Annotated in this window: 19 protein-coding genes and 1 other RNA gene; 3 read left to right on the top strand and 17 right to left on the bottom strand. The window is 67.3% G+C overall.

What is annotated here, in order from left to right; translation table 11 throughout:
- Window positions 1-234 precede the first annotated feature (234 nt).
- The 3 genes from FHY19_RS14395 to glnA all read right to left on the bottom strand — a co-directional run bounded on the left by FHY19_RS14395 (window position 235) and on the right by glnA (window position 3722).
- On the bottom strand, window positions 235-1677 hold the full coding sequence (locus FHY19_RS14395; RefSeq protein WP_259166848.1) for an ammonium transporter: 1443 nt from the start codon (window positions 1675-1677) through the stop codon (window positions 235-237).
- Window positions 1678-1699: 22 nt separating this feature from the next.
- The gene (locus FHY19_RS14390; RefSeq protein ID WP_002808480.1) at window positions 1700-2038 is read right to left on the bottom strand and encodes a P-II family nitrogen regulator; all 339 of its coding nucleotides are present in this window, start codon (window positions 2036-2038) and stop codon (window positions 1700-1702) included.
- 274 nt (window positions 2039-2312) lie between these two features.
- The gene (gene glnA, locus FHY19_RS14385) at window positions 2313-3722 is read right to left on the bottom strand and encodes a type I glutamate--ammonia ligase (RefSeq protein WP_104611882.1); all 1410 of its coding nucleotides are present in this window, start codon (window positions 3720-3722) and stop codon (window positions 2313-2315) included.
- A gap of 224 nt (window positions 3723-3946) precedes the next feature.
- On the opposite strand from glnA, the gene FHY19_RS14380 reads away from it, so the two are divergent.
- Window positions 3947-4741, top strand: coding sequence for an undecaprenyl-diphosphate phosphatase (locus tag FHY19_RS14380; protein WP_259159565.1), 795 nt, complete (start codon window positions 3947-3949; stop codon window positions 4739-4741).
- A 132-nt stretch (window positions 4742-4873) separates the two neighbouring features.
- Window positions 4874-5680 (top strand): META and DUF4377 domain-containing protein, encoded by an 807-nt coding sequence (locus FHY19_RS14375; RefSeq protein WP_259166847.1) that lies wholly within the window; start codon window positions 4874-4876, stop codon window positions 5678-5680.
- Window positions 5681-6203: 523 nt separating this feature from the next.
- Here FHY19_RS14375 and FHY19_RS14370 read toward each other — a convergent pair.
- The 13 genes from FHY19_RS14370 to FHY19_RS14310 form a co-directional block, all read right to left on the bottom strand.
- Window positions 6204-6815, bottom strand: a complete 612-nt coding sequence (locus FHY19_RS14370) for a YbhB/YbcL family Raf kinase inhibitor-like protein (protein ID WP_259166846.1) — start codon at window positions 6813-6815, stop codon at window positions 6204-6206.
- A 745-nt stretch (window positions 6816-7560) separates the two neighbouring features.
- Window positions 7561-9633, bottom strand: a complete 2073-nt coding sequence (locus tag FHY19_RS14365; RefSeq protein ID WP_259166845.1) for a tetratricopeptide repeat protein — start codon at window positions 9631-9633, stop codon at window positions 7561-7563.
- Between the two features lie 446 nt (window positions 9634-10079).
- Window positions 10080-11066: an alpha/beta fold hydrolase gene (locus tag FHY19_RS14360; protein ID WP_259166844.1), complete on the bottom strand. Its 987-nt coding sequence runs from the start codon at window positions 11064-11066 to the stop codon at window positions 10080-10082.
- A gap of 63 nt (window positions 11067-11129) precedes the next feature.
- Window positions 11130-12029: a lysophospholipid acyltransferase family protein gene (locus FHY19_RS14355; protein ID WP_259166842.1), complete on the bottom strand. Its 900-nt coding sequence runs from the start codon at window positions 12027-12029 to the stop codon at window positions 11130-11132.
- A 21-nt stretch (window positions 12030-12050) separates the two neighbouring features.
- Complete coding sequence (locus FHY19_RS14350) at window positions 12051-12479, bottom strand: hotdog fold thioesterase (RefSeq protein WP_259159571.1); 429 nt, start codon at window positions 12477-12479, stop codon at window positions 12051-12053.
- Between the two features lie 237 nt (window positions 12480-12716).
- Window positions 12717-12791: non-coding RNA, sX9 sRNA (locus tag FHY19_RS14345), on the bottom strand.
- Between the two features lie 72 nt (window positions 12792-12863).
- Window positions 12864-14885 (bottom strand): phospholipase D family protein, encoded by a 2022-nt coding sequence (locus FHY19_RS14340; protein WP_259166840.1) that lies wholly within the window; start codon window positions 14883-14885, stop codon window positions 12864-12866.
- A complete protein-coding gene (locus FHY19_RS14335; protein ID WP_259166838.1) occupies window positions 14882-15454 on the bottom strand; it encodes a YceI family protein in 573 nt (190 codons plus the stop codon). The genes FHY19_RS14340 and FHY19_RS14335 overlap by 4 nt, the downstream gene beginning before the upstream one ends.
- A 3-nt stretch (window positions 15455-15457) precedes the next feature.
- Window positions 15458-15934: a histidine phosphatase family protein gene (locus FHY19_RS14330; protein WP_005992684.1), complete on the bottom strand. Its 477-nt coding sequence runs from the start codon at window positions 15932-15934 to the stop codon at window positions 15458-15460.
- A 15-nt stretch (window positions 15935-15949) separates the two neighbouring features.
- Window positions 15950-16582 (bottom strand): ParA family protein, encoded by a 633-nt coding sequence (locus tag FHY19_RS14325; RefSeq protein ID WP_259166836.1) that lies wholly within the window; start codon window positions 16580-16582, stop codon window positions 15950-15952.
- Between the two features lie 151 nt (window positions 16583-16733).
- Window positions 16734-17792: a hypothetical protein gene (locus FHY19_RS14320; protein WP_259166835.1), complete on the bottom strand. Its 1059-nt coding sequence runs from the start codon at window positions 17790-17792 to the stop codon at window positions 16734-16736.
- A 66-nt stretch (window positions 17793-17858) separates the two neighbouring features.
- The gene (locus FHY19_RS14315; protein ID WP_259166834.1) at window positions 17859-18776 is read right to left on the bottom strand and encodes an AEC family transporter; all 918 of its coding nucleotides are present in this window, start codon (window positions 18774-18776) and stop codon (window positions 17859-17861) included.
- Window positions 18777-19236: 460 nt separating this feature from the next.
- A complete protein-coding gene (locus tag FHY19_RS14310; protein WP_259166833.1) occupies window positions 19237-19872 on the bottom strand; it encodes a tetratricopeptide repeat protein in 636 nt (211 codons plus the stop codon).
- Window positions 19873-20066: 194 nt separating this feature from the next.
- On the opposite strand from FHY19_RS14310, the gene FHY19_RS14305 reads away from it, so the two are divergent.
- A complete protein-coding gene (locus FHY19_RS14305) occupies window positions 20067-23759 on the top strand; it encodes an indolepyruvate ferredoxin oxidoreductase family protein (RefSeq protein ID WP_259166832.1) in 3693 nt (1230 codons plus the stop codon).
- A gap of 197 nt (window positions 23760-23956) precedes the next feature.
- On the opposite strand, the gene FHY19_RS14300 is transcribed toward FHY19_RS14305, so the two are convergent.
- On the bottom strand, window positions 23957-24226 hold the full coding sequence (locus FHY19_RS14300) for a DUF3253 domain-containing protein (RefSeq protein WP_259166831.1): 270 nt from the start codon (window positions 24224-24226) through the stop codon (window positions 23957-23959).
- Between the last annotated feature and the right edge of the window lie 12 nt (window positions 24227-24238).

The raw sequence follows: 24238 nt of genomic DNA, 5'->3' as shown, positions 1-24238 counted from the left end.
GCGCAACCGGCGCGCCGACCGCAGCCTGCAGCGAAGTGTCTCGGGCCGGGTCGCAATGGCATGGCCAGACCCGGCTCGCATCCGCGCCGACAGCGACGGGCGTGGGGCTGGTCATGCAGGCACCTCGGCAGTTGGTCCGCAGCCAGCAGGGCGGCGGCGGGAAAACGGACCCGGCGGGTTCTCCCGGCCGGGTCGTTGCGCCACCCGCGGCAGCGTGGCCGCGGGTGTGCATGCTCAGGACTCGTATGCGGCTTCGCCGTGCGAGGTGATATCCAGGCCCTCGCGCTCGGCTTCTTCGGTGACGCGCAGGCCGAACACCAGCTTGGCGACCAGGAAGCCCACCACCGACACCACGCCGATCCACACCACGGTGATGCCCACGCCCAGGGCCTGGATCTTCACCTGATGCAGGATGTCGTAGTCGCCGCCCTTCTGGCCGCCCAGCGAGGCCGCCGAGAACACGCCGGTCAGGATCGCGCCGATGATGCCGCCCAGGCCATGCACGCCGAACACGTCCAGGCTGTCGTCCGCGCCCAGCAGGCGCTTCAGGCCGGTGACGCCCCACACGCACAGCACGCCGGCCGCCAGGCCGATCACGATGGCGCCGAACGGACCCACGGTGCCGCAGGCCGGGGTGATGCCGACCAGGCCGGCGACCATGCCCGAGGCCACACCGAGGGCGGACGACTTGCCCTTGATGATCTTCTCGGTCAGCGACCAGCCCAGGATGGCAGCGGCAGTGGCCAGCAGGGTGTTGAGGAAGGCCAGCGCCGCACCGGCATTGGCTTCCAGGTTGGAACCGGCATTGAAGCCGAACCAGCCCACCCACAGTAGCGAGGCACCGACGAAGGTCAGGGTCACGTTGTGCGGCTTGATCGCCTCACGCCCCAACCCGGCGCGCTTGCCGACGAAGTAGGCACCCACCAGACCGGCGATACCCGCGTTGATGTGCACCACGGTGCCACCGGCAAAATCCAGCGCGCTCAACCCGAACAGGTAGCCGCCGGTGGCCCAGACCATGTGCGCCAGCGGCAGGTAGCCGAAGGTGAACCAGATCACCGAGAACAGCAGCACCGCAGCGAACTTGGCGCGTTCGGCAAAGGCACCGACGATCAGCGCGCCGGTGATGCCGGCAAAGGTCGCCTGGAACGCCACGAACACGTATTCCGGCAGGCTGACGCCCTTGGTGAAGGTGGCCGACAGGCTCTCGATGGTCACGCCCTTGAGCAGCGCCTTGTCCAGGTTGCCGATCCACGGACCTTCGCCGGAGAACGCCAGGCTGTAGCCGTAGAGCACCCACAGGATGGTGAGCAGCGAGAACACCGTTGCGACCTGGATCAGCACCGACAACACGTTCTTGGCGCGCACCATGCCGCCGTAGAACAACGCCAGGCCCGGCACCACCATCAGCAGCACCAGCAGCGTGGAGGTCAGCATCCAGGCGACGTCGCCCTTGTCGACCACCGGCGCGGCTTCGGCCGCGGCGGCCGGCGCGGCGACCGGCTGCGCAGACGGCAGCGGTTCGGTGGTGACCGGCTCGGTCGGCAACGGGGTGACCTGCGGGGTGGACTGCGCTTGCGCGCTGCCCATGCCGCCCACCACCAACGCGCTGAACAGCATCAGCATGCACACGCTATAGAACCGGGCTTTCCACCCGGCAAACAGAGCTGTCTTCATACGACCTCCGGAGGTGGGGGACTCAGAGCGCATCGGCGCCGATTTCGCCGGTGCGGATCCGCACCACTTGCTCGATCGCAGTCACAAAGATCTTGCCGTCGCCGATCTTGCCGGTGCCGGCCGCGTTCTGGATCGCTTCGACCACGGCATCCAACCGGTCGTCGGTGACCACCGTCTCGATCTTGATCTTGGGCAGGAAATCCACGACGTATTCGGCGCCGCGATACAGCTCGGTGTGGCCTTTCTGCCGCCCGAAGCCCTTGACCTCGGTGACGGTAATACCCGACACGCCAGCGGCGGACAGGGCCTCACGGACCTCGTCGAGCTTGAACGGCCGGATGATGGCGGTGATCAATTTCATGCGCATACCCCGAAAGGTGGAAGGAACCGGCCGGCATTGCGCCGCCCGGCGGTGTCATTCACCTGGATGCCAACCCCGGCATCCAATCGTTCGCGGATCGCGCAGACCCCGACGGATGCCAGGCATCCGCCTCGTGGGAGAGGTCAGGCCCGCGCGCCGCGAACTGTGTGCTCTCTCGTTCCCCTCGACTCCACGGCGGTGCCGGAGAGCCATCGAACATGTGCGGCGATGGCGGAGGTGGGAGGGGGGGCCTCCGCCATCACCGCGGTGGAACTCAGTTGCCGTAGTACAGCTGGTACTCCAACGGATGGGTCGCAGCACGGAACTTGGTGACTTCCTGCATCTTCAGCGCGATGTAGCCGTCGATGAAGTCGTCGCTCATCACGCCACCGGCCTTGAGGAACTCGCGGTCCTTGTCCAGCGCTTCCAGGGCCTGATCCAGGCTGGAGCACACCTGCGGAATCAGCTTCTCTTCTTCCGGCGGCAGGTCGTACAGATCCTTGTCGCTCGGCGCGCCCGGGTCGATCTGGTTCTTGATGCCGTCCAGGCCGGCCATCATCAGCGCGGTGAAGGTCAGGTAGCCGGACTGCAACGGATCGGGGAAGCGCATTTCGATGCGGCGCGCCTTGGGATTGGTGACCCACGGAATGCGGCACGAGGCAGAGCGGTTACGCGCCGAATAGGCCAGCATCACCGGCGCTTCGAAGCCCGGGACCAGGCGCTTGTAGCTGTTGGTGCCGGAGTTGGCGAAGGCGTTGATCGCGCGGGCGTGCTTGAAGACGCCGCCGATGTACCACAGCGCCAGCTGCGACAGGCCGCCGTAACCGTCGCCGGTGAACAGGTTGCTGCCGCCCTTGGCCAGCGACTGGTGCACGTGCATGCCGCTGCCGTTGTCGCCGACGATCGGCTTGGGCATGAAGGTGGCGGTCTTGCCGTTGCGGTAGGCGACGTTCTTGATGATGTACTTCATCGTCAGCAGTTCGTCGGCCTTCTGTACCAGCGAGCTGAACTTGGTACCGATCTCGCACTGGCCGGCGGTGGCCACTTCGTGGTGGTGCACTTCGGTTTCGATGCCGACCTGTTCCAGGGTCTTGATCATTTCCGCGCGCAGGTCGTGCAGGGTGTCGGTCGGCGGAACCGGGAAGTAGCCGCCCTTTACGCCCGGACGATAGCCGCTGTTGCCGCCGTCGTACTTTTCACCGGTGTTCCAGGCCGCTTCTTCGGAACCCACCTGGAAGAAGGTGTGGCCCATGTCGTTGGCGAAGCGCACCGAGTCGAAGATGAAGAATTCCGGTTCCGGGCCGAAGAACGCCTGGTCGGCGATGCCGGAGGACTTCAGGTAGGCCTCGGCGCGCTTGGCGATGCCGCGCGGGTCGCGCTCATAGCTCTGCATGGTGGCCGGATCGAGGATGTCGCAGGTCAGCACGATGGTCGGATCGGCGAAGAACGGATCCAGGTACGCGGTGCCGGCGTCGGGCAGCAACACCATGTCCGACTCGTTGATGCCCTTCCAACCCGCGATCGAGCTGCCGTCGAACATCTTGCCTTCTTCGAACAGCGCCGGCTCGATGATGTTGGCCGGGAAGGTGATGTGCTGCTGTACACCACGCATATCAACGAAGCGCAGGTCGACAAACTCGACCTTGTTGTCCTTGATCAGCTTTTCAACGTTTTCCACGGACATCGGAAGAAACCTCGGATTGGAGTGAAGTGGCTCGTGGGCGGAACTACAGCAGGGACCATGCCAAATGGCAGACTTTCACAAGTCGTTGATTTTGCTTGCGTCGCTTGAGGTCGCTCGTGGCTCGATAGCACCATTCAGGTGCTATCCGCGCAGAGGATGCACCGATATGGTGCATGCCGCAATGCACTATCCTGACGCCTCCCCCAATCCCCTCCTCACGTCCGATGTCCGATCTGATTTCCGCCCTGCTGTTGGGCATTCTCGAAGGCCTCACCGAATTCCTGCCGATCTCCAGCACCGGCCACCTGTTGATCGCCGAACAATGGCTCGGACGCCGTTCTGACTTCTTCAACATCGTCATCCAGGCCGGCGCGATCCTGGCCATCTGCCTGGCGCTGCGGCAGAAGCTGTGGACCCTGGCCACCGGCCTGGGCGAGCGCGCCAACCGCGATTACGTGCTCAAGATCGGCGTGGCCTTCATGGTCACCGCGGTGGTCGGGCTGATCGTGCGCAAGGCCGGCTGGCAGCTGCCGGAAACCGTACATCCGGTGGCCTGGGCGCTGCTGATCGGCGGCCTGTGGATGCTGGTGGCCGAGCACTTTGCCGGCAAGCTGCCCGAGCGCGATGTGGTGACCTGGAAGGTGGCCATCGCGGTGGGGCTGGCGCAGGTGGTGGCCGGCGTGTTCCCCGGCACCTCGCGCTCGGCCTCGGCGATCTTCCTGGCCATGCTGCTGGGCCTGAGCAAGCGCTCTGCGGCGGCGGATTTCGTGTTCATGGTGGGCATCCCGACCATGTTCGCGGCCAGCGGTTATGCGCTGCTGGAGATGTACAAGGAAGGCGGCTTCGGCAGCGAAAACTGGGCCGATGTGGCGGTGGCCTTCGTGGCGGCGACCATCACCGGCTTTGTGGTGGTGAAGTGGCTGCTGGGCTACATCAAGAAGCACCGCTTCACGGTGTTTGCGGTGTACCGCATCGTGCTCGGCGCCGCCCTGCTGCTGTGGTTGCCGGTCGCGGCCTGAGCCGCGAATGCGCATGCCCTGCCGGTCGCCACAGCGGCGAGCGGCGGGGCAACTGCACGGGCAGTGACGCCGGTCATTGCCGCCGCCGCGCGCTGGCGGTATCACTGGTGCCTTGACCACCGGGAGCCGCCGATGCGTGCCGTGTTCTTTGCCCCAGCCCTGCTGGCGGCGGGCGTGACGGCCTGCGGCTCGGGCGCAACGCCCGGTGCCGACGGCGCCGCGTCAGGCGCAACGTCCGCCTCGACCGCAGCGACCGCGCCCGTCAGCGACAACGCCCCGTTGCGCGCTGCCTTGCAGGCGCAGCACTGGCAGCTGCAGCAGGCCAGCGATGCGCACGGCACGGCACTGCGCAGCCTGTTCGTGGCCGGCAGCGCGCCGCTGCAACTGGACTTTGCCGATCAACGCATCCAGGTCAGCCAGACCTGCAACGCGTTGGGCGCCAACTACAGCGTGGCCGATACGCAGCTGCAGATCGGCCGGGTGGTATCGAGCAAGCGGCTATGCGCGCAGCCGCGCAAAATGTCCCAGGAGCGCGCCGCCAGCGAACTGCTGTCCGGCAGCTTTGCGGTGACGCTGGACACCGCGCACGCCGCGCCCCGGCTGACCCTGATCCGCAGCGATGGCACCCGCCTCCTGTTCAACGGCGTGCCCACGGCAACCACCCGCTACGGCGGGCCCGGGCAGACGCTGCTGATCGAAGTGGCGGCCGACACCGTGCCCTGCGCCTCCGACCCATCGCGCGCCTGCCTGCAACTGCGCGAGCGCACCGACGGACAGCCGGCGACTGCTTCCTGGCGCCGCTTCGACGGCAGGATCGAAGGCTTCGACCACGAGACCGGCATCCGCACCCTGCTGCGCGTCACCCGCTATCCGCCGGCGGGCGGTCAGGATGGCGCGCCGGTCTATGTGCTGGAGCAGATGATCGAGGCGAGCGGCTAGCGGGTGATAAGCCGGGATTGGGGATTGGGGAGTCGGGATTGGTCTGACATCGAGCCACTGCAGGTTCGGCCAGGCAATGGCGCTCTGCGACGACCATGCCGATCGGCCAGGCGCGACGAGCCGGTGCTTGGCAGAACCGGCGGCCGCTTCGACGGCCCGAGGCATCACTTCGCTCATGCACACCGATCGACGTGCCGGTACGGTGCGGCGGGTACGCCAGACGCGCAGCGTCGCCTGCGTGCGAAGGCCGTGCACGACTCGCGTTGACTGGGCAGCCGACTACTGGCTCGATCGAGCTGGCATTCGTTTCGTTCCGACCGCAGAGCCGCCGGCCACGCGGCCAGCTTCGCGGTCCTGGCGCAGCGACGGATTCAGCATTCGCGTGCCCTGCAGCGCCGCTTGAGCGAGACGCCATGCACGCAGGACGCGGCTTGCCATGCGCCGGATCGAGCGTTCGACCCGAACGCCCTCCTCCCCTGTGCCGACCGCGAAGCCAGCGGCCACGCGGTCGGATTGCGCGGTCTCAGCGCAGCGACGGATTCAGCGTGTACGTGCCATGCAGCGCCGCTTCGGCCAGCACGTGGCCCTGAATGGCCGACAGCACATCGGCTGCAGTGAAGGTGGCGGGCAGGCTGAGCTTTTCCACATCCAGCGCAAACACCCGGAAGAAATAGCGGTGCAGGCGCAGATCGTTGAACGGCGGGTACGGGCCGTCGTAGCCCAGATAGTCGCCGGCCATGTCGGGATTGCCCGCGAACCACTGCGTGTAGGAGTTCAGGCCCTGGCGCGCACCGGCGGGACCGGCCGGCTGCTGCTTGCCCTTGGCCACGAAGCCGTCGCTGCAGCTGCCTACGGCAATCTCGTGCACGCCAGCGGGGATGTCGGCCATCGCCCAATGCACGAAATCGGTGCGTGGCTGCTCGACCGGGATCTGCAGATCCTCACGGCCCACCGTCTCCGGCACCGTCGGCACATCCGGGTCCAGACACAGCAGCGCGAACGAACGCGTGCCTTGCGGGACATCGCTCCAGGCCAGATGCGGGTTGCGGTTGGGCGCGAAGCCGTCCGGGGTACCGGCAGCAAATTCCGCTGCGATGGGCTTGCCGTTTTCGATGCTGGTGCTGGTCAGACGCATGCAAAGTCTCCGTGGATCCAAGCGCCCAGCCTGCCTGGATTGGCACCGCAACGGAAGCCGTCGCAGTGGAACCTTGTGTGGCACAGCTGGCGTCATCCGGGTCTCCGAATCTCCGTAGAAACGGACCTGGCCGCGACGGGCTTCACTGGTATCGGCAACGCCTTGTCGCGGCCGGGTCCGCTCCTACGACAGCCCTGCGCACCGGGGATCTCCCGGCATGGGTTGCAGGCATCGTTGAACGCCATCGGCGTCCACGCGTGCCGCGTCGTCCGGGCTCTGGGTCTATGTAGGAGCGGACCTGGCCGCGACAGGCTTCACCTGTATCGGTAACGCCTTGTCGCGGCCAGGTCCGCTCCTACGACAGCCTTGCGCACCGGGGATCTCCGGGCATGGGTTGCAGGCATCGTTGAACGCCATCGGCGTCCACGCGTGCCGCGTCGTCCGGGCTCTGGATCTCCGTAGGAGCGGACCTGGCCGCGACGGGCTTCACCGGTATCGGCAACGCCTCGTCGCGGCCGGGTCCGCTCCTACAACAGCCTCGCGCACCGGGGATCTCCGGGCATCGGTTGCAGGCATCGTTGAACGCCATCGGTGTCCACGCGTGCCGCGTCGTCCAGGTCTCTGGATCTCCGTAGGAGCGGACCTGGCCGCGACGGGCATTACCGGTATCGGCAACGCCTTGTCGCGGCCGGGTCCGCTCCTACGATGGCGTCGCGCTTGTGGGATATATGCGGCAGGCCGCGCGTCAGTCCTGCGGATACCCGAAGCGCACGGCGATCAGCGTCAGCAGGTCGAACTGGGCGCCGAGCACGCCGCGATAGTTGCGCCAGCGGCCGGCGGCCAGGCGGGCCGGGCCGCGTGGCTCGACCAGCGGGAAGCTCAGCCCGAACGCCTGCTCCAGCGCGGTGGAGATGCCCTGCGGATCGCTTTCGATGCCATCCAGGCGGATGATCCGGTGCGGATACAGATCGCGTTCGTGCAGCACGGCCAGCTGTTCCAGCGCGGCCAGCAGCCAGTCGGTGGCCTGCTGCGGCGACTGCACCGCCAGCGGGGCGGACGCGCCAGCCGAGAGCCAGTCCAGCAGCATGTCGCGCGGATCGCGCAGCGCGATCGCCAGCCGCCCCTCGGGCAGATGCGGGCGGAGCGCGGCGAGCAGGGTGTTGTCCCACCACAGCAGCCAGTCGATGACGTTGCCATCGTCGATGCCGCGGCGCGGCAGCTGTGCCTTCCAGCCTTCCACCAGGGCCATCGGCGCCAGTTCGCCGGATGCCAGCTGCTCGACGCTGCGATAGCTCTGCAACGCATCGGACGGCGGCGTGGCGCCGTAACGGTCGCCGCGCACCAGCGGGGTGGCCGCGTCCATCACCGCGATCAGGCGTTCGACATGCGAGCCAGGCGTGCCCCAGACGAACAGCGGACGCGCGGTGACGGTGTCGGGAATGCTGCCCAGCGCCGGCCACTGCATCGGTTGTTTGGCAGCCTGCGGCGGCAACGGCAGGCGGTGCTGGGCCTGTTCGCGATGGAACTGCATCCAGGTAGCCAGGGCGGCGTCGGGCTGGCCGGCGCGGTCCTGCACATTGCCCAGCCAAGGCCGCAGGACGGTCTGCTGCGGTTCGGGCAAGGACTCGATCAAGGATTGGACACAGGCGATCGCTGCCGGCGGATCGCGCTCCAGCAGCGCTTCGACGATGCGCTGCTCACCGCTGATGCGGCCCGGCTCCACCGCCACGATCTGCCGCGCCACCATTTCCGCTTCGTCGGCATGGCCCTGCATGTCGTGCACGCGCATCAGCGCTTCCAGCGCGGGCAGGTGCTCGGGCATGCCCAGCAGCCAGCGCTCGATCACCGCCTGCGCCTGCGGCCCGCCGACCGGCTCCACTGCCAACCGCGCCAGCCACAGATCATGCGCATTGCTGGAGGTGGCCAGCGCCGCATCCAGGGTGTCGCGCGCATCGTCCACCGCGCCCAGACGCTCCCAGGCGGTGAGCAAGGCGTGCAAGGTGCGGCGGTCGGCCGGCCAATGCGCCAGCGCCAGGCGCAGATGCGCGGCTGCCTGGTCCGGGCGACCGGCCTGCAGTTCCATTTCGCCGGCCAGCCGGCGCATCGCCGGACCATCGCCGTCGGGCTGCGCCAGCACGCCCTGCATCGCGGTCAGCGCATCGTCCAGGCGGCCTTGCCGCTGGGCCAGCTGGGCGATGAAGGCGCGCAAGGCAGTGCCCGGCGGATTGAGCTCGACCACGCGCTCGAAGGCGCGCTCGGCGAACGCAAAATGTTCCTTCTGCAGGTAGGCAAAGCCCAGCGCGAACATCACCCGCGGGTCGTCCGGCAGCTGCTCGGCGGCGCGGGTCAGCAGCGACAGCGCGCGGTCGCTCTGGCCGCGACGCATCTCCACCACACCATCGACCGCCAGCAGCTGTGGGTGGTCAGGCGACAGCCGTGCAGCGGTGCGGCTCAGCCGCTCGGCATCGTCCAGATCGCCGCGTGCCACGGCCAGATCCGCCTGCATCACGTAGGCGTTGAACTGATTGGGATCCAGCGCGGTACTGCGCGACAACGCGGCATCGGCCGCGCTCAGATCGCGCGTAGCCAGCAGCAGCCCGGCACGCAGCAGATGCAGGTCGGCATCTTCCGGGGTCAGCGTCAGCGCGGTTTCGATGCTGGTCAGCGCCAGCGCCGGCTGACCTTGCTGCTGCAAGGACAGCCCGAGCCAGCGGTGCGCGGCAGCGTTGTCCGGCTCGGTGGTCGCCCACTCGCGGGCCAGCGCCACCGCATCGTTGGCCGCATTGCGGCGCAGGGCTTGAAGAATGGCGTCTTGCATGGCGGCGGCGTGTCCCGGACAAACCGCTATTGTAACGATGCGCGCTGCGGCGGCTTGGTGTACGCCCGACACTGCGGTCTATTGCCGCCCGCTTGCCGTGACTGCCCGAGAGTGTCTGCAAGGGCCGGCGTCCATCGCCACTGCGGCTGTCAGCTCGAGTGACCGCATGGGTCGGACGTTGGCACACGCGCCCACATCCGGCCAGGCACGCTTGCGTCGCAGGCCACAGAGCATCCCAGGGACCAGATGCCCCGCATACCAGAGCGCAGCCTGGGCGCCGATGGCGGCCGGTCCTGTCTGTGCAAAGAACAGGATCTCGCCGGTCTGCAGCTAGGCGTGGAGCCTGAGAGCGCTGTCGTAGACCATCAGGGCACCGGCGAGCGCCGATGAAACCGCGGCCAGGGCATCCAGAGGCGGATGTCCTTTCAGCACGATTAGCGCGGCCGTTAGAGCGCTGCGGTGAGCCGTTCGGCCACCCAGCGCTCGGCGAATCCGTCGCCGCGGGCGTTTTCCAGAAAGCCGCAGTGGCCGCCCCAGCGCGCGATTTCCAGGTGCGCGTGCGCCGGCAGTTTCCAGCCGGCGAAGTCCTCGAACGGAATCACCGGGTCGTCTTCGGCCATAAGGATGTGCGAGGGCACCTGCAGGCCGGCCAGACGTTCGCCGGCGATCGAATAGCTGTCGAAATACGCTTCCAGCGAGCCGTGGCCGGTGTGCTGCACCGCCAGCCAGGCCATCAGCTCGCGCATGTCCAGCGCCAGGGTGGCGTCGTCGTAGCCGTGCTGGTCCGGGAACAGCTTGCGCTTGCGCAGCAGCGATTCGCGCCATTTGCGGCGGAAATACCAATCGTAGAACTGCGGACCCTTTTCCAGCTGGGTCATGGTCGCAGCCGGGTCCAGCAACGGACACACCGCCGCCACCCGCGCCAGCGGCAGGCCAGCGGCCGGTGCCCGCAAGGCCAGCCGCAGCGCGAAGTTGCCGCCCAGCGAATAGCCGGCCGCCAGCAGCTGCGGCGCGGGAAAGCGCCGCCACAGATCGCCGGCCGCGTTGACAACCTCGTCGATGCGATCGGAGTGGAACAGGTCCACATTGAGATGGTGGGTGTCGCCGTGATCGCGGAAATTCAGCCGGAACACCTGGTAGCCCAGGCCAAGCAGGCGCGCGGCGGTCAGCCGCATGTAGTTGGAATCGGCGCTGCCTTCCCAGCCGTGCAGCAGCAGCACGGTGCCGCGCACCGGCGCATCGCCCGGCGGCACGCTCATCCAGCCCTGCAGGCGCACGCCGTCGCCGCCGTCGAGAATATGTTCGCTGGTGACCGCACCGCTGGCGCTCAGCAACTGACGGCTGCGCAGCCGGCGCAAGGCGCTGCTGCCCAGCACCGATTGCACGTGCGGATTGCGCAGCCAGCGCGGCGGCTGAAAGTCGGAGGCGTTCATGCGCTCATCGGGCCGGGCAGCAGGATGCTGGCCCCTGGATGGATGAGCGCGTGCATCGCCGGCTCAGGACTCCATCGCGGCGATGATGCGTTGACGCGAGGTGTCGGCCAGGCGGCGACGTCCTTCGACATCGAACGCACCGATCGGCTCCAGGAAATGCACTTCGGCCAGACGCGACGGCTCGCCGAGCAGGCGCACGATGTTGGCGAAGAAACTTTCGCGCTCGCCAAAGGCCACCACCGCCTGCGCATTGCCGCGCGCGCCGTAGCGCAGCGCCACCGGTTGCACCGGCACGCCGGCTTCCACCGCTGCCTGGAAGATGCGCGCATGGAACGGGCCAACCTCGGTGCCGCCGCGGGTGCGCCCTTCCGGGAACACGCCCACCGGCTTGCCGCTGCGCAGGCGCTGCAGCATTTCCAGCAGCACCCCGCCCAGCGATTCGGTATTGCCGCGCTGATGGAAGATGGTCTGGCCCTTGGCCGCCAGCCAGCCTACCAGCGGCCAGCCGGCGATTTCCCGCTTGGCGACAAAGCCCATCACCCGCTGGCTGTGCAGCATGGAGATATCGACCCAGCTGACGTGATTGGCCACGAACAAGGTGGCGCCCGATAGCGGCGTACCGAAGCGGCGCAGCCGAAAGCCGAAGATGCGCATCAGGTTGCCCTGCCACCAGCGGATCATCAGCTCGTCCAGGGTGTCCGCGGGTCCGGTACGGATGCGCGCCAGCGGCGGCGTCACCACGCACAGCATGGTGATCGGCAGGCACAGGCACAGATGCAACAACAGCAGCGGCACCCGATACAGGTACCGGAACCAACGCAGCGGGCCGCCAGCGTCGCGCGTGGCGTCCAGGGATGACTCGCTCATTCGACGAACGGGACCGGTAACGGGAGAAGGAGACACGACTATTGTGACAGCAGCTCGGCCGCGGCGCAGTGCCGGCAGCGGGTGGTGCTGTTCCACTGATGCAACTGCCAGGCGTACTCAGCCATGGGTGCGCGCCACCACGGCCAGGGTCAGGCGCGAGACGCAAACGCGCTTGCCGGCCGGATTTTCGATGACGATGTCCCAGACCTGGGTGCTGCGCCCTACATGCACCGCGCGCGCGGTGCCGGTGACCAGGCCCTCGGTGGCCGCGCGCAGGTGGTTGGCATTGATCTCCAGCCCCACGCACATCTGGGTGGTCATATCCACGCACAGGTTGCCGGCGCTGCTGCCCAGGGTTTCGGCCAGCACCACCGAGGCGCCGCCGTGCAGCAGGCCATACGGCTGTTTGGTGCGCGCATCCACCGGCATGGTGGCGCGCAGCCAGTCGTCGCCGGCTTCGGTGAACACGATGCCCAGCTGCTCGATCAGGGTATTTCGGCTGGAGGCATTGAGGGCGGCTAGATCGACGGGAGCGCGGAAGGTCATGGCTGGGGAATGGGGAATGGGGAATGGGGAATCGGGAATCGGGAATCGCATCGGCGGGAGCGTGGCTGGTGCAACGCCTGCCGCTGCCTGGTGGATTCAAGGCTACTGCAATCGTCGGGGTCGCTGCTTGCCCCGGATTGGCGGGAGTGGTCGCGCCGCCCGGCTGACAGGGCGGTCCGACGCCATGCCGGCAACCAGTGCGCCGCTCGTTTCCGTCGAAAGATGCAGCCTTAGAGCGGCCAACACAACGTAACGACCAGTCGTGGGCGGGTGCGGACGGCACGCCCGGAACCGGCGGGTGCGAGGGCCCCATGCCGTACCGGGCAAGGCCGCGCCCGCTGGGCGGTGAGCACGGCCACCTTGTTGGCTGCTCTTAGCGGTCGATCAGAGAATCGGCACCAGGCCGGCGCCGAACGCGGTCAGCATGCGCACCAGCAGCCATTTCGGCCCGACGTTGACCTCGGGGAAATCGCCTACCGCCACATAGCACTGCCGAAACTGCGGGTCCTGGCGCTTGAGCGGGAACGGGCAACCCGGGCCCGGCTGGAACTCGTAATTGGTGGCGTAGCGCCACGGCCAGAAGTCCAGCACCGGCAACGCTTCGGAGACTTTGCCCACGCTATAGTTCAATCCGCTGAGCACCGGCGGCTTTTCGCGCGGAGCCACTGTCCAGGCATTTTCCGGGCGCATGTCGCGCTCGATGCTGGCGGCCAGCGCCTGCGCAAAGCGCGCATCGTCGATCACCACCGCCGCTTCGGTGTTGTAGTTCTCGCTGCGCGGATCGAAGTTGTGCGTGCCGATCACGCCGATGCGGCGATCCACCACCAGCGATTTGGCGTGCAGCCCCATGCGCGCGCCGGCGCGGGTGACCGGCAGCGGCTTGTTGACCGCGCGCGTGCCCAGAAACGACGGCCGGGTTTCGGTACGGAGCACGCGGCGGTCGACCTCGCTGCCGCCGGGCGCGCGGCCGGCGCCGCTGCCGCGCAGCGCACTGGCCGGCGCCGTTTGCCCGCCGGCATCGCCACCAGCGCCACTGCCACGCATCGCGTTGCCGGCCGCACTGCCGCCGATCAGGCGATTGGTGCGGCTGTCTTCATTGACCTCGGAGGCTGGATTGAGCGGGTCCGGCACCAAGTTGGCGTAATCCACCGGCGCATCCAGCGGAAATGGCTTGAATTCGTACAGGTTGAAGCCCAGCTCGCGCATGTTGCGGCGTTTGAACTTGTACGACAGCGCATACACGATGGGGTTGTCGGTGGCTGCCAGGCTATTGGTCGACACCACGATGCGCGGCGGCTGCGGGCGACTGCGCAGCGCGCGGAAGATCGCCTGAGCCTCGTCGGACAACACCAGATACGGTGTTTGCAGCAGCACTTCCTGCTGCGCGCCGGCGATCAGGCCGTCCAGTTCCGGCGCCGTCGACACCGCCTTGGACGCATGTTCCTTGCGATGCTTTTGCGGCAGGTCAGCTACGTAGAGCACGCGCTGCACCGACATCGCCGGCGCGACGAAGGCATCGCGCACGAACTGCGGATCGCGCGCTTCCTGGTCCACCCGCGCCACCCGATCCGGGCGCCGGAACTGTGCCGGCGGCATCTGCGGGGCGCCCTGCTCCAGCAGCAGCCTGCCCACATCGTTCAGGCGCTCGGCCGGCACGCTGCGCCGTGCGCGCCAGAACGCATCGAAGTTGGCCGCCATCGCGCGCACTTCCGGGCCGGCCAGGATCACGTCGCGGTCGCGGAAGTTGTACTCGCTGTCCCAGTCGTAATAGTCGTCCTGGTAATTGCGCCCGCCGACCACCCCCAGCACGTCGTCCACCACCAGCAGCTTGTTGTGCATGCGCTGGTTGAAGCGCCGGAAACAGCACAGCACGCTGCCGGCGTAATCGAAGTAATTGAGTTTGACCTTGCCGAAGGTGGGGTTGTAGATGCGCAGCTGCAGGTTTTCGTGGGTGCTGGCCAGCGCGCCGAGAATCTGCAGGTCGGCGATTGCCGACAGCTGATCGATCAGGATCCGTACCTTGACCCCGCGCTGCGCCGCATCGGTCAGCGCGTCCAGCACCATGCGCGCGCTGTCGTCCTTGTCGAAGATGTAGGTCTGCAGATCGATGCTGCGGGTGGCGCTGCGGATCAGGTTGAGCCGCGCCACCAGGGATTGTTCGCCGTGGTCGACGATGGTGGCGTAATGGCGTGGCGCGGCCGCGGTGGAAGCGGTGATGGCATCGCCGCCCAGCGTGCGCAGCGGCGAGGGCTGGGCGCAGTGATTGGCCTGGGTGCAGCTCACCACGGTGCTACGCGCCGCAGCGGCGACGCCGGCAGCACGGTTGCGTTCGACTTGCGACAGGCCGGCGCATCCGGTGCCGAGCAACAGGGTTGCCAGCACAAGCAGCCTCAACAGGAGCCTCACGGACGCCGCGCCTCCTGCAACCGCCCACGCAGAATGAATGTCACCCTGTCGCCCAGGGCCATCTGCCACGCATTCATTCCGTAACGTCCACGCAGGACCGTACCTCGACTGATCACATCGCAATCATAGCCCGGCCGCGCGCATTCAGCCGGTGCAACGTGCAAGGTCTCGACGTGGGTGATTCCACGGATGGTCAGGTTGCCGGTGATGTTGCCGCCGTCCTTGATCGCTTCCTCGGTGTAAGGCAGCGACTCGAATTCCACCACCGGGTAGCGCGCCACATCGAAGAAATCCTCGCCACGCATCCAGCCGGTATAGCGGTCCTTGCCCGGAATCTCCACCTGGGTGGCATCCAGGCGGAACCTGACTTGCTGGCGTTTGTCGGGCAACTCCACCACTTCACCGCGGAAACGTGGGAAGAACCCCTCGATCTTCATGCCGAAGCGGGTCTTGATCTCGAACCCGAAGCGCGATTGCACCGGATCGATGAGGTGCACTTTCTGCTGCGCAACGCAGGGGAGCGCGACCCAGAGCGCGAGCCAGGCGAACCAGCGCAGCGACGATGACACGGATCAAGGCCACCAGAAGGCGGTCAGGCGGGCGATCCCTGGCTCGATGGTGGCGTCCAGCGGCAGGGCCAGCAAGGCGATCGAGGCGGTCGGCATGCCGCGGTAATCGCCGGTCTGCCCGCTATGCATCAACGCGGCCAACCGCTCCAGGCCCGGGTTGTGGCCGACCAGCAGCAGGCGCTCGGCCTCGCGGTGTTCGTCGACCAGGCTGGCCAGGGTTCCCGGTGTTGCTTCGTAAATGCGCTCGTCCAGACGTTGTTCGATATAGCCGGTGAGCTCGAGCACCGCTTCCAGGGTCTCGCGGGCACGCCGTGCCGGCGAGCACAGCACCCGGTCGGGCACCAGCCGCTGTTCGCGCAGCCAGCGCCCGGCCGATTCGGCCTCGGCGATGCCGTGCGGGGACAGCGGGCGGTCGAAGTCGGCCTGACCGGTATCGGCCGGCTCGGCATGGGCGTGTCGCAACAAGATCAATTCGCGCATAGGAACTTTCCGGTTCTAGGACTTCTTGAGCCACTTCAACAGCGGCTCCCAGTCCTGTTGATGGTCGCGCACCTGCGCCGAGCGGTAATCGAACAAGCTGCGCCCCAGCCCGGCCATGACCACGTAGGCCTGGGTGTCGCGCAACTGGGTCACCAGCGGATAGGGCCAGGTACCGATCATGTCGGCGGCCTGCTGCGAGGTCTGCGTCCAGGGACGGGCGCGGTTGAGCACCAGACCCACCGGGAGCTTGCGCTGGTGCACGCGCGGCACCTTGGCCAGCGTGTTGAGGAATCCCACCACCGCTTCGATATCCAGTGCCGACGACAGCACCGGCACCACGATGGCGTCGACATGGTCCAGAAAGCCGCTCAGGTCATCGGCCATCGCACCGGCCGGTGCATCGATGATCAACTGGTCGGCGCCATCGGGAACCGCAGCCTGCCAGTTGCGCCGCTTGGTGGCGTCGATCGGCAGCACTGCACTTTCGAGGCTGGCGCGTCGTTGCGCCCAGCGTGTGGACGAGCCTTGCGGATCGGCATCTGCCAGCACGGTGCGCTGGCCTTGCAATGCCGCGTGAGCGGCCAGATTGGTGGCGATCGTGGTCTTGCCGACGCCGCCTTTGGAGGCGGCCACCAGGACTGTCTTCATGCACGCCTCGCTTCCGGGAGCAAGCCGGCAGCGTACACCGCGGCAAGGTGAGGAAGTAGTCGAAACGCGTTAAACGCGATACGCGCGTTCGTCGTCGCAGTGCAGCATCGGCGCACGGTTCAGCCGCGCCCGCATGCTGCAAGGCCATCTATCAACGCAGTGCCGCGACCGGATGCCAGTGTGCCGGTGGCACGGCGGCAATGCCGTTGCGCCGCAAGTACGCGCGCAGCGAGGGGATTTCACCTTGCGTCAAAGTGGTCTCAAGCTCAGCGGCGGCGGTGGCAACGCCGGGCGGGCGGCTGTATTGATGTTGCTGCAACCAGCGCAACTCGCGCACCCGCGCGTGCCAGTACGCCGCATCGCCGCCGGTGCTCAGCGCCGCCATGCGCTCGGAGCCGATCAACGCCGTTACCAGCATTGCGTCGTCATTGCCCAGGTTGCCGAGGATGGCCATGCACTCATCGCGCAATGCAGGTGCGGCGATGGGCGGGGTGCATCGGCGCGTGATCTCGACCAGCGACGGAATCACCTGGGCCGCCCAGGCGCCGACCGCGTAGCTCATCGCCATCTCTGCGCCGGTAGACGGCAGGCCTTGTGACTGTAGTTGCGCGCGTAGCTGCACCGATTGCAGTTGCGGCCATTGCACCCCGGCATAGGCCGCGTGCAAGGCCTGCCCCAGCGCAACCGCGCCGCTGTCGAAATGGTCCGCGCGTGCGGCGGCCTGCCAGGCAGATTCGGCGGCAATGCGATCGCCGCGTCGCTGCGCGGCGGTAAAGGCACGCAACGGCGCATCGGCGTTGCCGGCATCGGCCTGTTCCAGAAAAGCCAGTGCGCCAGCGGGGTCGCAGCGCAGCTCTGCAGGACAGCCGTTGGCCTCTGCGCGCGCGACCAGCAGATCGCGTGGCCGTGCATCCAGCGCTCCCTGCAGCAGTGCCCGCTGGGCCGGCGCATAGCCGGTGGCGGCGGACTGCGTATCAGCCGGCGTGTCATTGCCGAGCCATAGCAGGCCTGCAACATAACGCTGACCCGGCTGTCCGCTGACTGCCAGTGTCTGCAGCCGCGCCTGCATGGCCCGGCCAACCTGCTGCACCCACTGCTGCACCTCGGGTGCATCGGCGGGGTCGGGGGTGCCAGGCGCTGTTGCCGCAGAGGCGGACAGACTGGCGCCAAGGCACAGTAACGCGACTCCGATTCGACGATATCCCTGCATGTGGTCGTCCTGCGTGTGGGCGCGGCACCATGCCGCAGGCCAGCATTCCATGCGGCTGCGGGCCGATCAAGCCACCAGGCGCGCCAGCAGCCAGGACCAGGCGGGCAAGGTCAGCAGCGACAGCAGGATGCTGTAGCCGACCATGGCCGCCGCCAGCCGGGGGGCCAGGCGATGGGAGATCGCCAGCGCGGCGGCGGTGATCATGGTGGGCATGGCCGATTCGAGGACGTTGGTCTGCAGCATCAGCCCGCGCAGGCAGAGCGCCCAGGACAGCGGCAGCGCCAGGATCGGCATCACCGCCAGCTTGAAGACCAGGCCCACCGCCAGCGGCTTGAGCTCGTCGGCCGGCAGGCGCAACTGCAGCGAAAACCCCACTGCCAGCATGACCAGCGGCAACATCGCATCGGCCAGGCTCTTCAGGCCCGAGCCGATCCAGGCCGGCGGCTGCTCCGGCATCAGCGTCAGCGCGAACAGCAGCGCCCACAGCGGCGGGAACCTGAGCACCCGGGCCAGGATCATGGCTGCGGTGGGGGGCGTATCGCCGCTGTAGCGGGCCAGCACGTACAGCCCGAAAGTGGACAGCAGCACGAAGGTGCCGAACTGATCGTAGACCACCGCGTACGGCAGGGCGTGGTCGCCCAACAGCGCCCGCACCATCGGAAAGCCGATGAAGCTGGAGTTGGTGAACACCACGCACATCAGCAGCGCGGCGTACTCGGCACGGCCAAAGCGCAGCAGGCGACTGCAGCCCCACAGCAGTGGCACGATGATGGCGGTCAGCAGCCACGGCGTGGCGATCACCCCGCCCAGCGAGGCGTCCAGATGCAGGCGCGGCACGTAGGTCAGCACCGAGGCCGGCAGGCAGATGTACAACACGATGCGGTTGAGCACATCGGCGCTGTTGTCGGGCAGCACCTTGAGCCGCGCGAACACCAGGCCAAGCCCCAGCATCGCCAGGATCAACGCAAATGCATCCACCGCCATGCAGGGTCAGGTCCATTGGAAATAGAGGCACAGGATCGCATGACGCTGCGCGGGCGTCGGCAGAACGCTGGCGTGGCGCGCGCCGTCGCCGCACCAGACAGTTGGCTGGTGGTTCTGTCGAAGAACGAAGACACCGCGTCGCGCGGCTTGCCGTTACGGGTTGAAAACCCTGCGCACCGACCAACTTGACTGGTCCTTGCAGCAAACGTGCAGACCACGCTGTCATCCCACGCATCAGCTTCGCGACGTCAGGAAGTCGAGCTTCAACCGTGGCGACGCTCAGGCGCACGCACCTGAGCGGCCTTCCACTCAGATAGCGGAGTCGACGTATGAGTCCCGTTCCTGGAAAGCGGCAGGGCGGCGCACCAGATCGATGGTGAGCCACAATGACACGATGCCGGCGCAACATCCGCCCGGTGCACGGCCCGCTGCGCGACATTCCCGCAGCGGGGCCAGGCGCTTACGGGAACGCGGGCGGGTTGGCCTGCCAGGCCGCGAAGACCTCGGCCAGGGTGGCGCGCTCTGCCTCACGCCAGTCCGGCAGCAGGCCGGCGTAGTTGGCGGTGCTGCCCCAGCGGTCGGGCCAGGTGCGCACGGCCGCCGCATACCACTCCACCGCCTCCTGCTTGCGCCCGGCCCGCCACAACGCCAGTGCGGCGGTGGTTGGCAGCCATGCCGGCGTGGCCGGACGGCCGTTGGCCAGGTTGGCCCACTGCTGCAGCGCCTTGTCTGCGTGATCGGCACGTAGCAGGTCCCAGCCATAGTTCCAGGTGATGGCCCGGTACTGCTGGCTGCCATTGGACACCAGGGCCAACGCGCCCTGGTACAGCTCATCGCCCAGTTGCGTCCGTCCGCCGGCATAGGCCAGCGACGCCAGCTGGGCGCGGGGCTCGGCGGCGCGTGCGTCACGCTGCACCATCGCGGCCAGGCGGTCGACCACGGCATCGCCCTGCCCCGGCACCGCAACCACCGTCTTGGTGGTGCTGCGGTCTTCGTCGAAATAGAACTCCTTGGGCTTGGGCAGGCTCTGTGCCTGCGCCAGCGACCACGCGCCTCCAAGCAGGGCCAAGGCGGCCCATGCGTATTTCCTTTTCACTGTGTTTTCCCCTGACAGCAAACGACCCCTTCCCGTCCCCATCCTACCCGCAGCGCGACGGCTGCGCATCCGCATGCGAACGGGCGCGTGAAGGCTGACTGTTACACTTTGCGCCGCCGTTTTGGAATCCGTCGGGCGCGTCATTGGTTTCAAATGATACGCACCGGGTCCCAGCCACCCTTTCCGGGCACGCCATGACCAGTACCGCTGCACTCTCTTCTCCCGACTCTGCCAACACGCCGGAGCTCGGCCGGGTGGATGCGGACTACACCCTGGACCACAAATACACGCGCACCGACGGGCGCATCTATCTGTCCGGCGTACAGGCCCTGGTGCGGCTGCCGTTGCTGCAACGCCTGCGCGACGACGCTGCCGGCCTGGACACCGCCGGCTTCATCAGCGGCTACCGCGGCAGCCCGCTGGGTGGTTTCGATCTGGAGCTGTGGCGCGCACGCAAGCACCTGGATGCGGCCCGGGTGACCTTCACGCCCGGACTCAACGAGGATCTGGCCGCCACCATGGTGTGGGGGACCCAGCAGACCAACCTGTTCCCCGGCGCCAAGGTCCAGGGCGTGTACGGCATGTGGTACGGCAAGGGCCCGGGCGTGGATCGCAGCGGCGATGTGTTCAAGCACGGCAACGCCGCCGGCACCTCGCCCTACGGCGGCGTGCTGGCGCTGGCCGCCGACGACCACGCCTGCCGCAGCTCCACGCTGCCACATGGTTCGGAAGAGGAATTCGTCAGCGCGATGATGCCCATCCTCAACCCGGCCGGGGTGCAGGACATCCTGGACATGGGCCTGCTGGGCTGGGCGATGAGCCGCTACACCGGGCGCTGGATCGGCTTCAAGACCATCGCCGAGACGGTGGAATCGTCGGCCTCGGTGCAGGTGGACCCGTTCGCGCGCAGCATCGTGCTGCCGGAGGATTTCGCGCTGCCGCCGGGCGGCTTGAGCATCCGGTGGCCGGACCCGCCGGTGGATCAGGAAATGCGTCTGCACCGCTACGCAGTGGGGGCGGCACAGGCATTTGCGCGGGCCAATCACATCGACCGGATCGTGCTGGATTCGCCGCGTGCGCGGCTGGGCATCGTCACCACCGGCAAGAGCTATCTGGATGTATTGCAGGCGCTGGAGTACCTGGGCCTGGATGCGCAGGCCTGCGCGCAGATCGGCATCCGCGTGTACAAGGTCGGCATGACCTGGCCGCTGGAGCCGGTGGGCATCAGCGCGTTTGCGCAAGGGCTCGACGACATCGTGGTGGTGGAAGAAAAGAAGGCTTTCATCGAGCGCCAGATGAAGGAGCTGTTCTACAACTGGCCGGCCAGCGCCGGTGCGCGGCCGAGCATCGTCGGCAAGTACGACGAGCATGGGCAATGGATCCTGCCCTCCACCGGCGAGCTGACGCCGGCCACGATCGCCGCGGTGATCGGCAAGCGCATCCAGCGCTTTTTCACGACCGATTCGATCGAGCAGCGGCTGCGCTGGATGGACAGCAAGGAAGCGGAAATGGCCTTGCCGCGTGCGCAGTTTCCGCGCGTGCCGCATTACTGCTCCGGTTGCCCGCACAACACCTCCACTGTGGTGCCGGACGGCTCGCGCGCGCTGGGCGGCATCGGGTGCCATTACATGGTGACCTGGATGAACCGCTCCACCGACACCTTCACCCACATGGGCGGCGAAGGCGTGACCTGGTCGGGGCAGGCGCCGTTCACCGACACCCCGCACGTGTTCCAGAACCTGGGCGATGGCACGTATTTCCACAGCGGCTCGTTGGCGATTCGTCAATCGGTCGCCACCGGCGTCAACATCACCTACAAGATCCTCTACAACGATGCGGTGGCCATGACCGGCGGCCAGCCGGTGGACGGCACGCTCAGCGTGCCCGACATCGCCCATCAGCTGCGCGCCGAAGGCATCCACGAGATTGCGGTGGTCAGCGACGACATCGGCAAATGGACGCGGCGCCGCGATCTGTTTCCCGCCGACGTCGCATTTCATGATCGTGTCGAACTGGAGGCGGTGCAGCAGCACCTGCGCACGGTCAAGGGCGTATCGATCCTGATCTACGATCAGACCTGCGCCACCGAAAAACGCCGGCGCCGCAAGCGCGGCAAGCTGGTCGACCCGCCCAAGCGCGTCATGATCAATTCGCTGGTCTGCGAAGGCTGCGGCGATTGCGGCGAGAAAAGTTTTTGCGTGTCGGTGCTGCCGAAGGAAACCGAATTCGGGCGCAAGCGGCAGATCGATCAGTCCAATTGCAACAAGGATTATTCGTGCGTGTCGGGATTCTGCCCGAGCTTTGTCACCGTGCATGGCGGAGCGCCGCGCAAGGGCAAGAAGCGCGATGCCAGTGCGTTGCTGGATACCCTGCCCGAACCGCCACAACGCACCACGCTGGAGCAGCCCTGGAACATCCTGATCACCGGCGTCGGCGGCACCGGCGTGGTGACCATCGGTGCGCTGCTGGGCATGGCCGGGCATCTGGAAGGCAAGGGCGCCACGGTGCTGGACCAGACCGGCCTGGCGCAGAAAGGCGGCGCGGTGACCACGCATATCCGCATCGCACGCACGCCCGGCGACATCCACGCAGTACGCATTGCCGCCGGTGAAGCCGACCTGGTGGTGGGCTGCGACATGGTGGTGGTCAACGATTATTGGGCGCTGTCCAAGGTGCGCGATGGCCGCACCCAGGTGGTGCTCAATACCTACGAAGCGATGCCGGGCAGCTTCACCACGCAGCCGGATCTGCAGTTCCCGGCCGCCGAGATCATTGCAGGCGTGCGCACCGCGCTCGGCGGCAAGGACCCGTTGTTGCTGGACGCCACGCAGCTGGCCACCGCACTGCTGGGCGATGCGATCGCCAGCAACCTGTTCGTGCTGGGCTATGCCTGGCAGCACGGGCTGGTGCCGTTGTCGCATGCGGCATTGATGCGTGCGATCGAGCTCAATGGCGCGGCGGTGGCGATGAACCAGCAGGCCTTCGCCTGGGGCCGCCTGGCGGCAGTGGATCTACCGGCGGTGCAGCGCGCGGCCGGCCTGGGTACCGCGCACGCCTCTGCACACCTGCACGGCGACACCCCGGCCGCGCGTGGGCCCGGCAGCTGGGAAGACCACGACCTCAGCGGACAGAACGCACCGCGTGCATTGGCGCAGACCGATGGCAGCACTCTGCATGGCGAGGTGGATGCACCGGTGCATCCGCTCGACGATGAGCAGCTGGCGCAGTCGCTGGACGAAGCGATTACGCGCCGCATCGCATTTCTGACCGACTATCAGGACGCTGCCTACGCGCAGCGCTATCGCGCGCTGGTGGAACGGGTGCGTGCGCAGGAGGCCCAGCGCGCACCCGGCAGCAGTGCATTGACCGAAGCGGTGGCGCGCTACGCCTTCAAGCTGATGGCCTACAAGGACGAATACGAAGTGGCGCGGCTATACACGCGTGGCGATTTCCAGCGCCGGCTGCAGCAGCAGTTCGAGGGCGACTACACCGTGCGCTTCCACCTCGCACCGCCGCTGCTGGCCAAGAAAGATGCGCACGGCAATCTGATCAAGCGCGAATACGGGCCATGGATGTTCAGCGCCTTCAAGCTGCTGGCACGGCTGAAATTCCTGCGCGGCGGCAAGCTCGATGTGTTCGGTTACACCGCCGAGCGGCGTAGCGAGCGGCAGCTGATTGTCGATTACCTGACCACCGTGGACGGGCTGCTGGAGCGTCTGGATCCCGACAATGTGGGGCTCGCTGCGCAGATCGCCAGCATTCCCGAACACATCCGCGGCTATGGCCACGTCAAGGAGGCGCATCTGCATGAGGCCAAGGCGCGCGAGGCCGCGCTGCTCGCGCAGTGGCGCAATCCGAAGGCGTTGCATGTGGTGCAGACGGCCTGAAGGCAGCAGGCATGATTCGCTGCTGCGCGGCTGTGGCTGACGCTGGCCAGGGGCTGGCTTGTTCGCCAGCGGCGTGGGCCACTTGCGCGGGTTGAAGTGAGAGGCTTGCAAGATAACCAGCTGGAGCTGGCATCGAGCGCTCCGCCATAGCTCAGCGTGAGATCGACCTGTCAGCCGCTGGTCGCGCACGCCAGTCCTCAGTCGAACTGTGGCCCGCGCATCAGGCGAATCGGTCCGCGAACCTCCGGCAGCTGCACTGTCCTGCCTTGCTGGGTGACACGGACGACGCCGGCGCGTGCGGCTGCCGCGGCCACCTCGCGCACCTGCGGCATCAGGTTGCGCCACACGGCAGCGTCGTCGCTCAACGCGCGCGCTACTTCCGAGGGGCAGAGTGATTGCTCGGGCTGCCGTTGTGCGAGCAAGTGCCGCATCAGCGCGGCGATCTGCGCATCACTGGGCGGTTGCACGCCTGCCCCGCG

Source organism: Xanthomonas sp. 4461 (assembly GCF_024806475.1).
Classification (GTDB): Bacteria; Pseudomonadota; Gammaproteobacteria; order Xanthomonadales; family Xanthomonadaceae; genus Xanthomonas; species Xanthomonas arboricola_F.
Note: the sequence above shows the minus strand (reverse complement) of the source record. Positions and strands in the feature narration are given on the sequence as shown.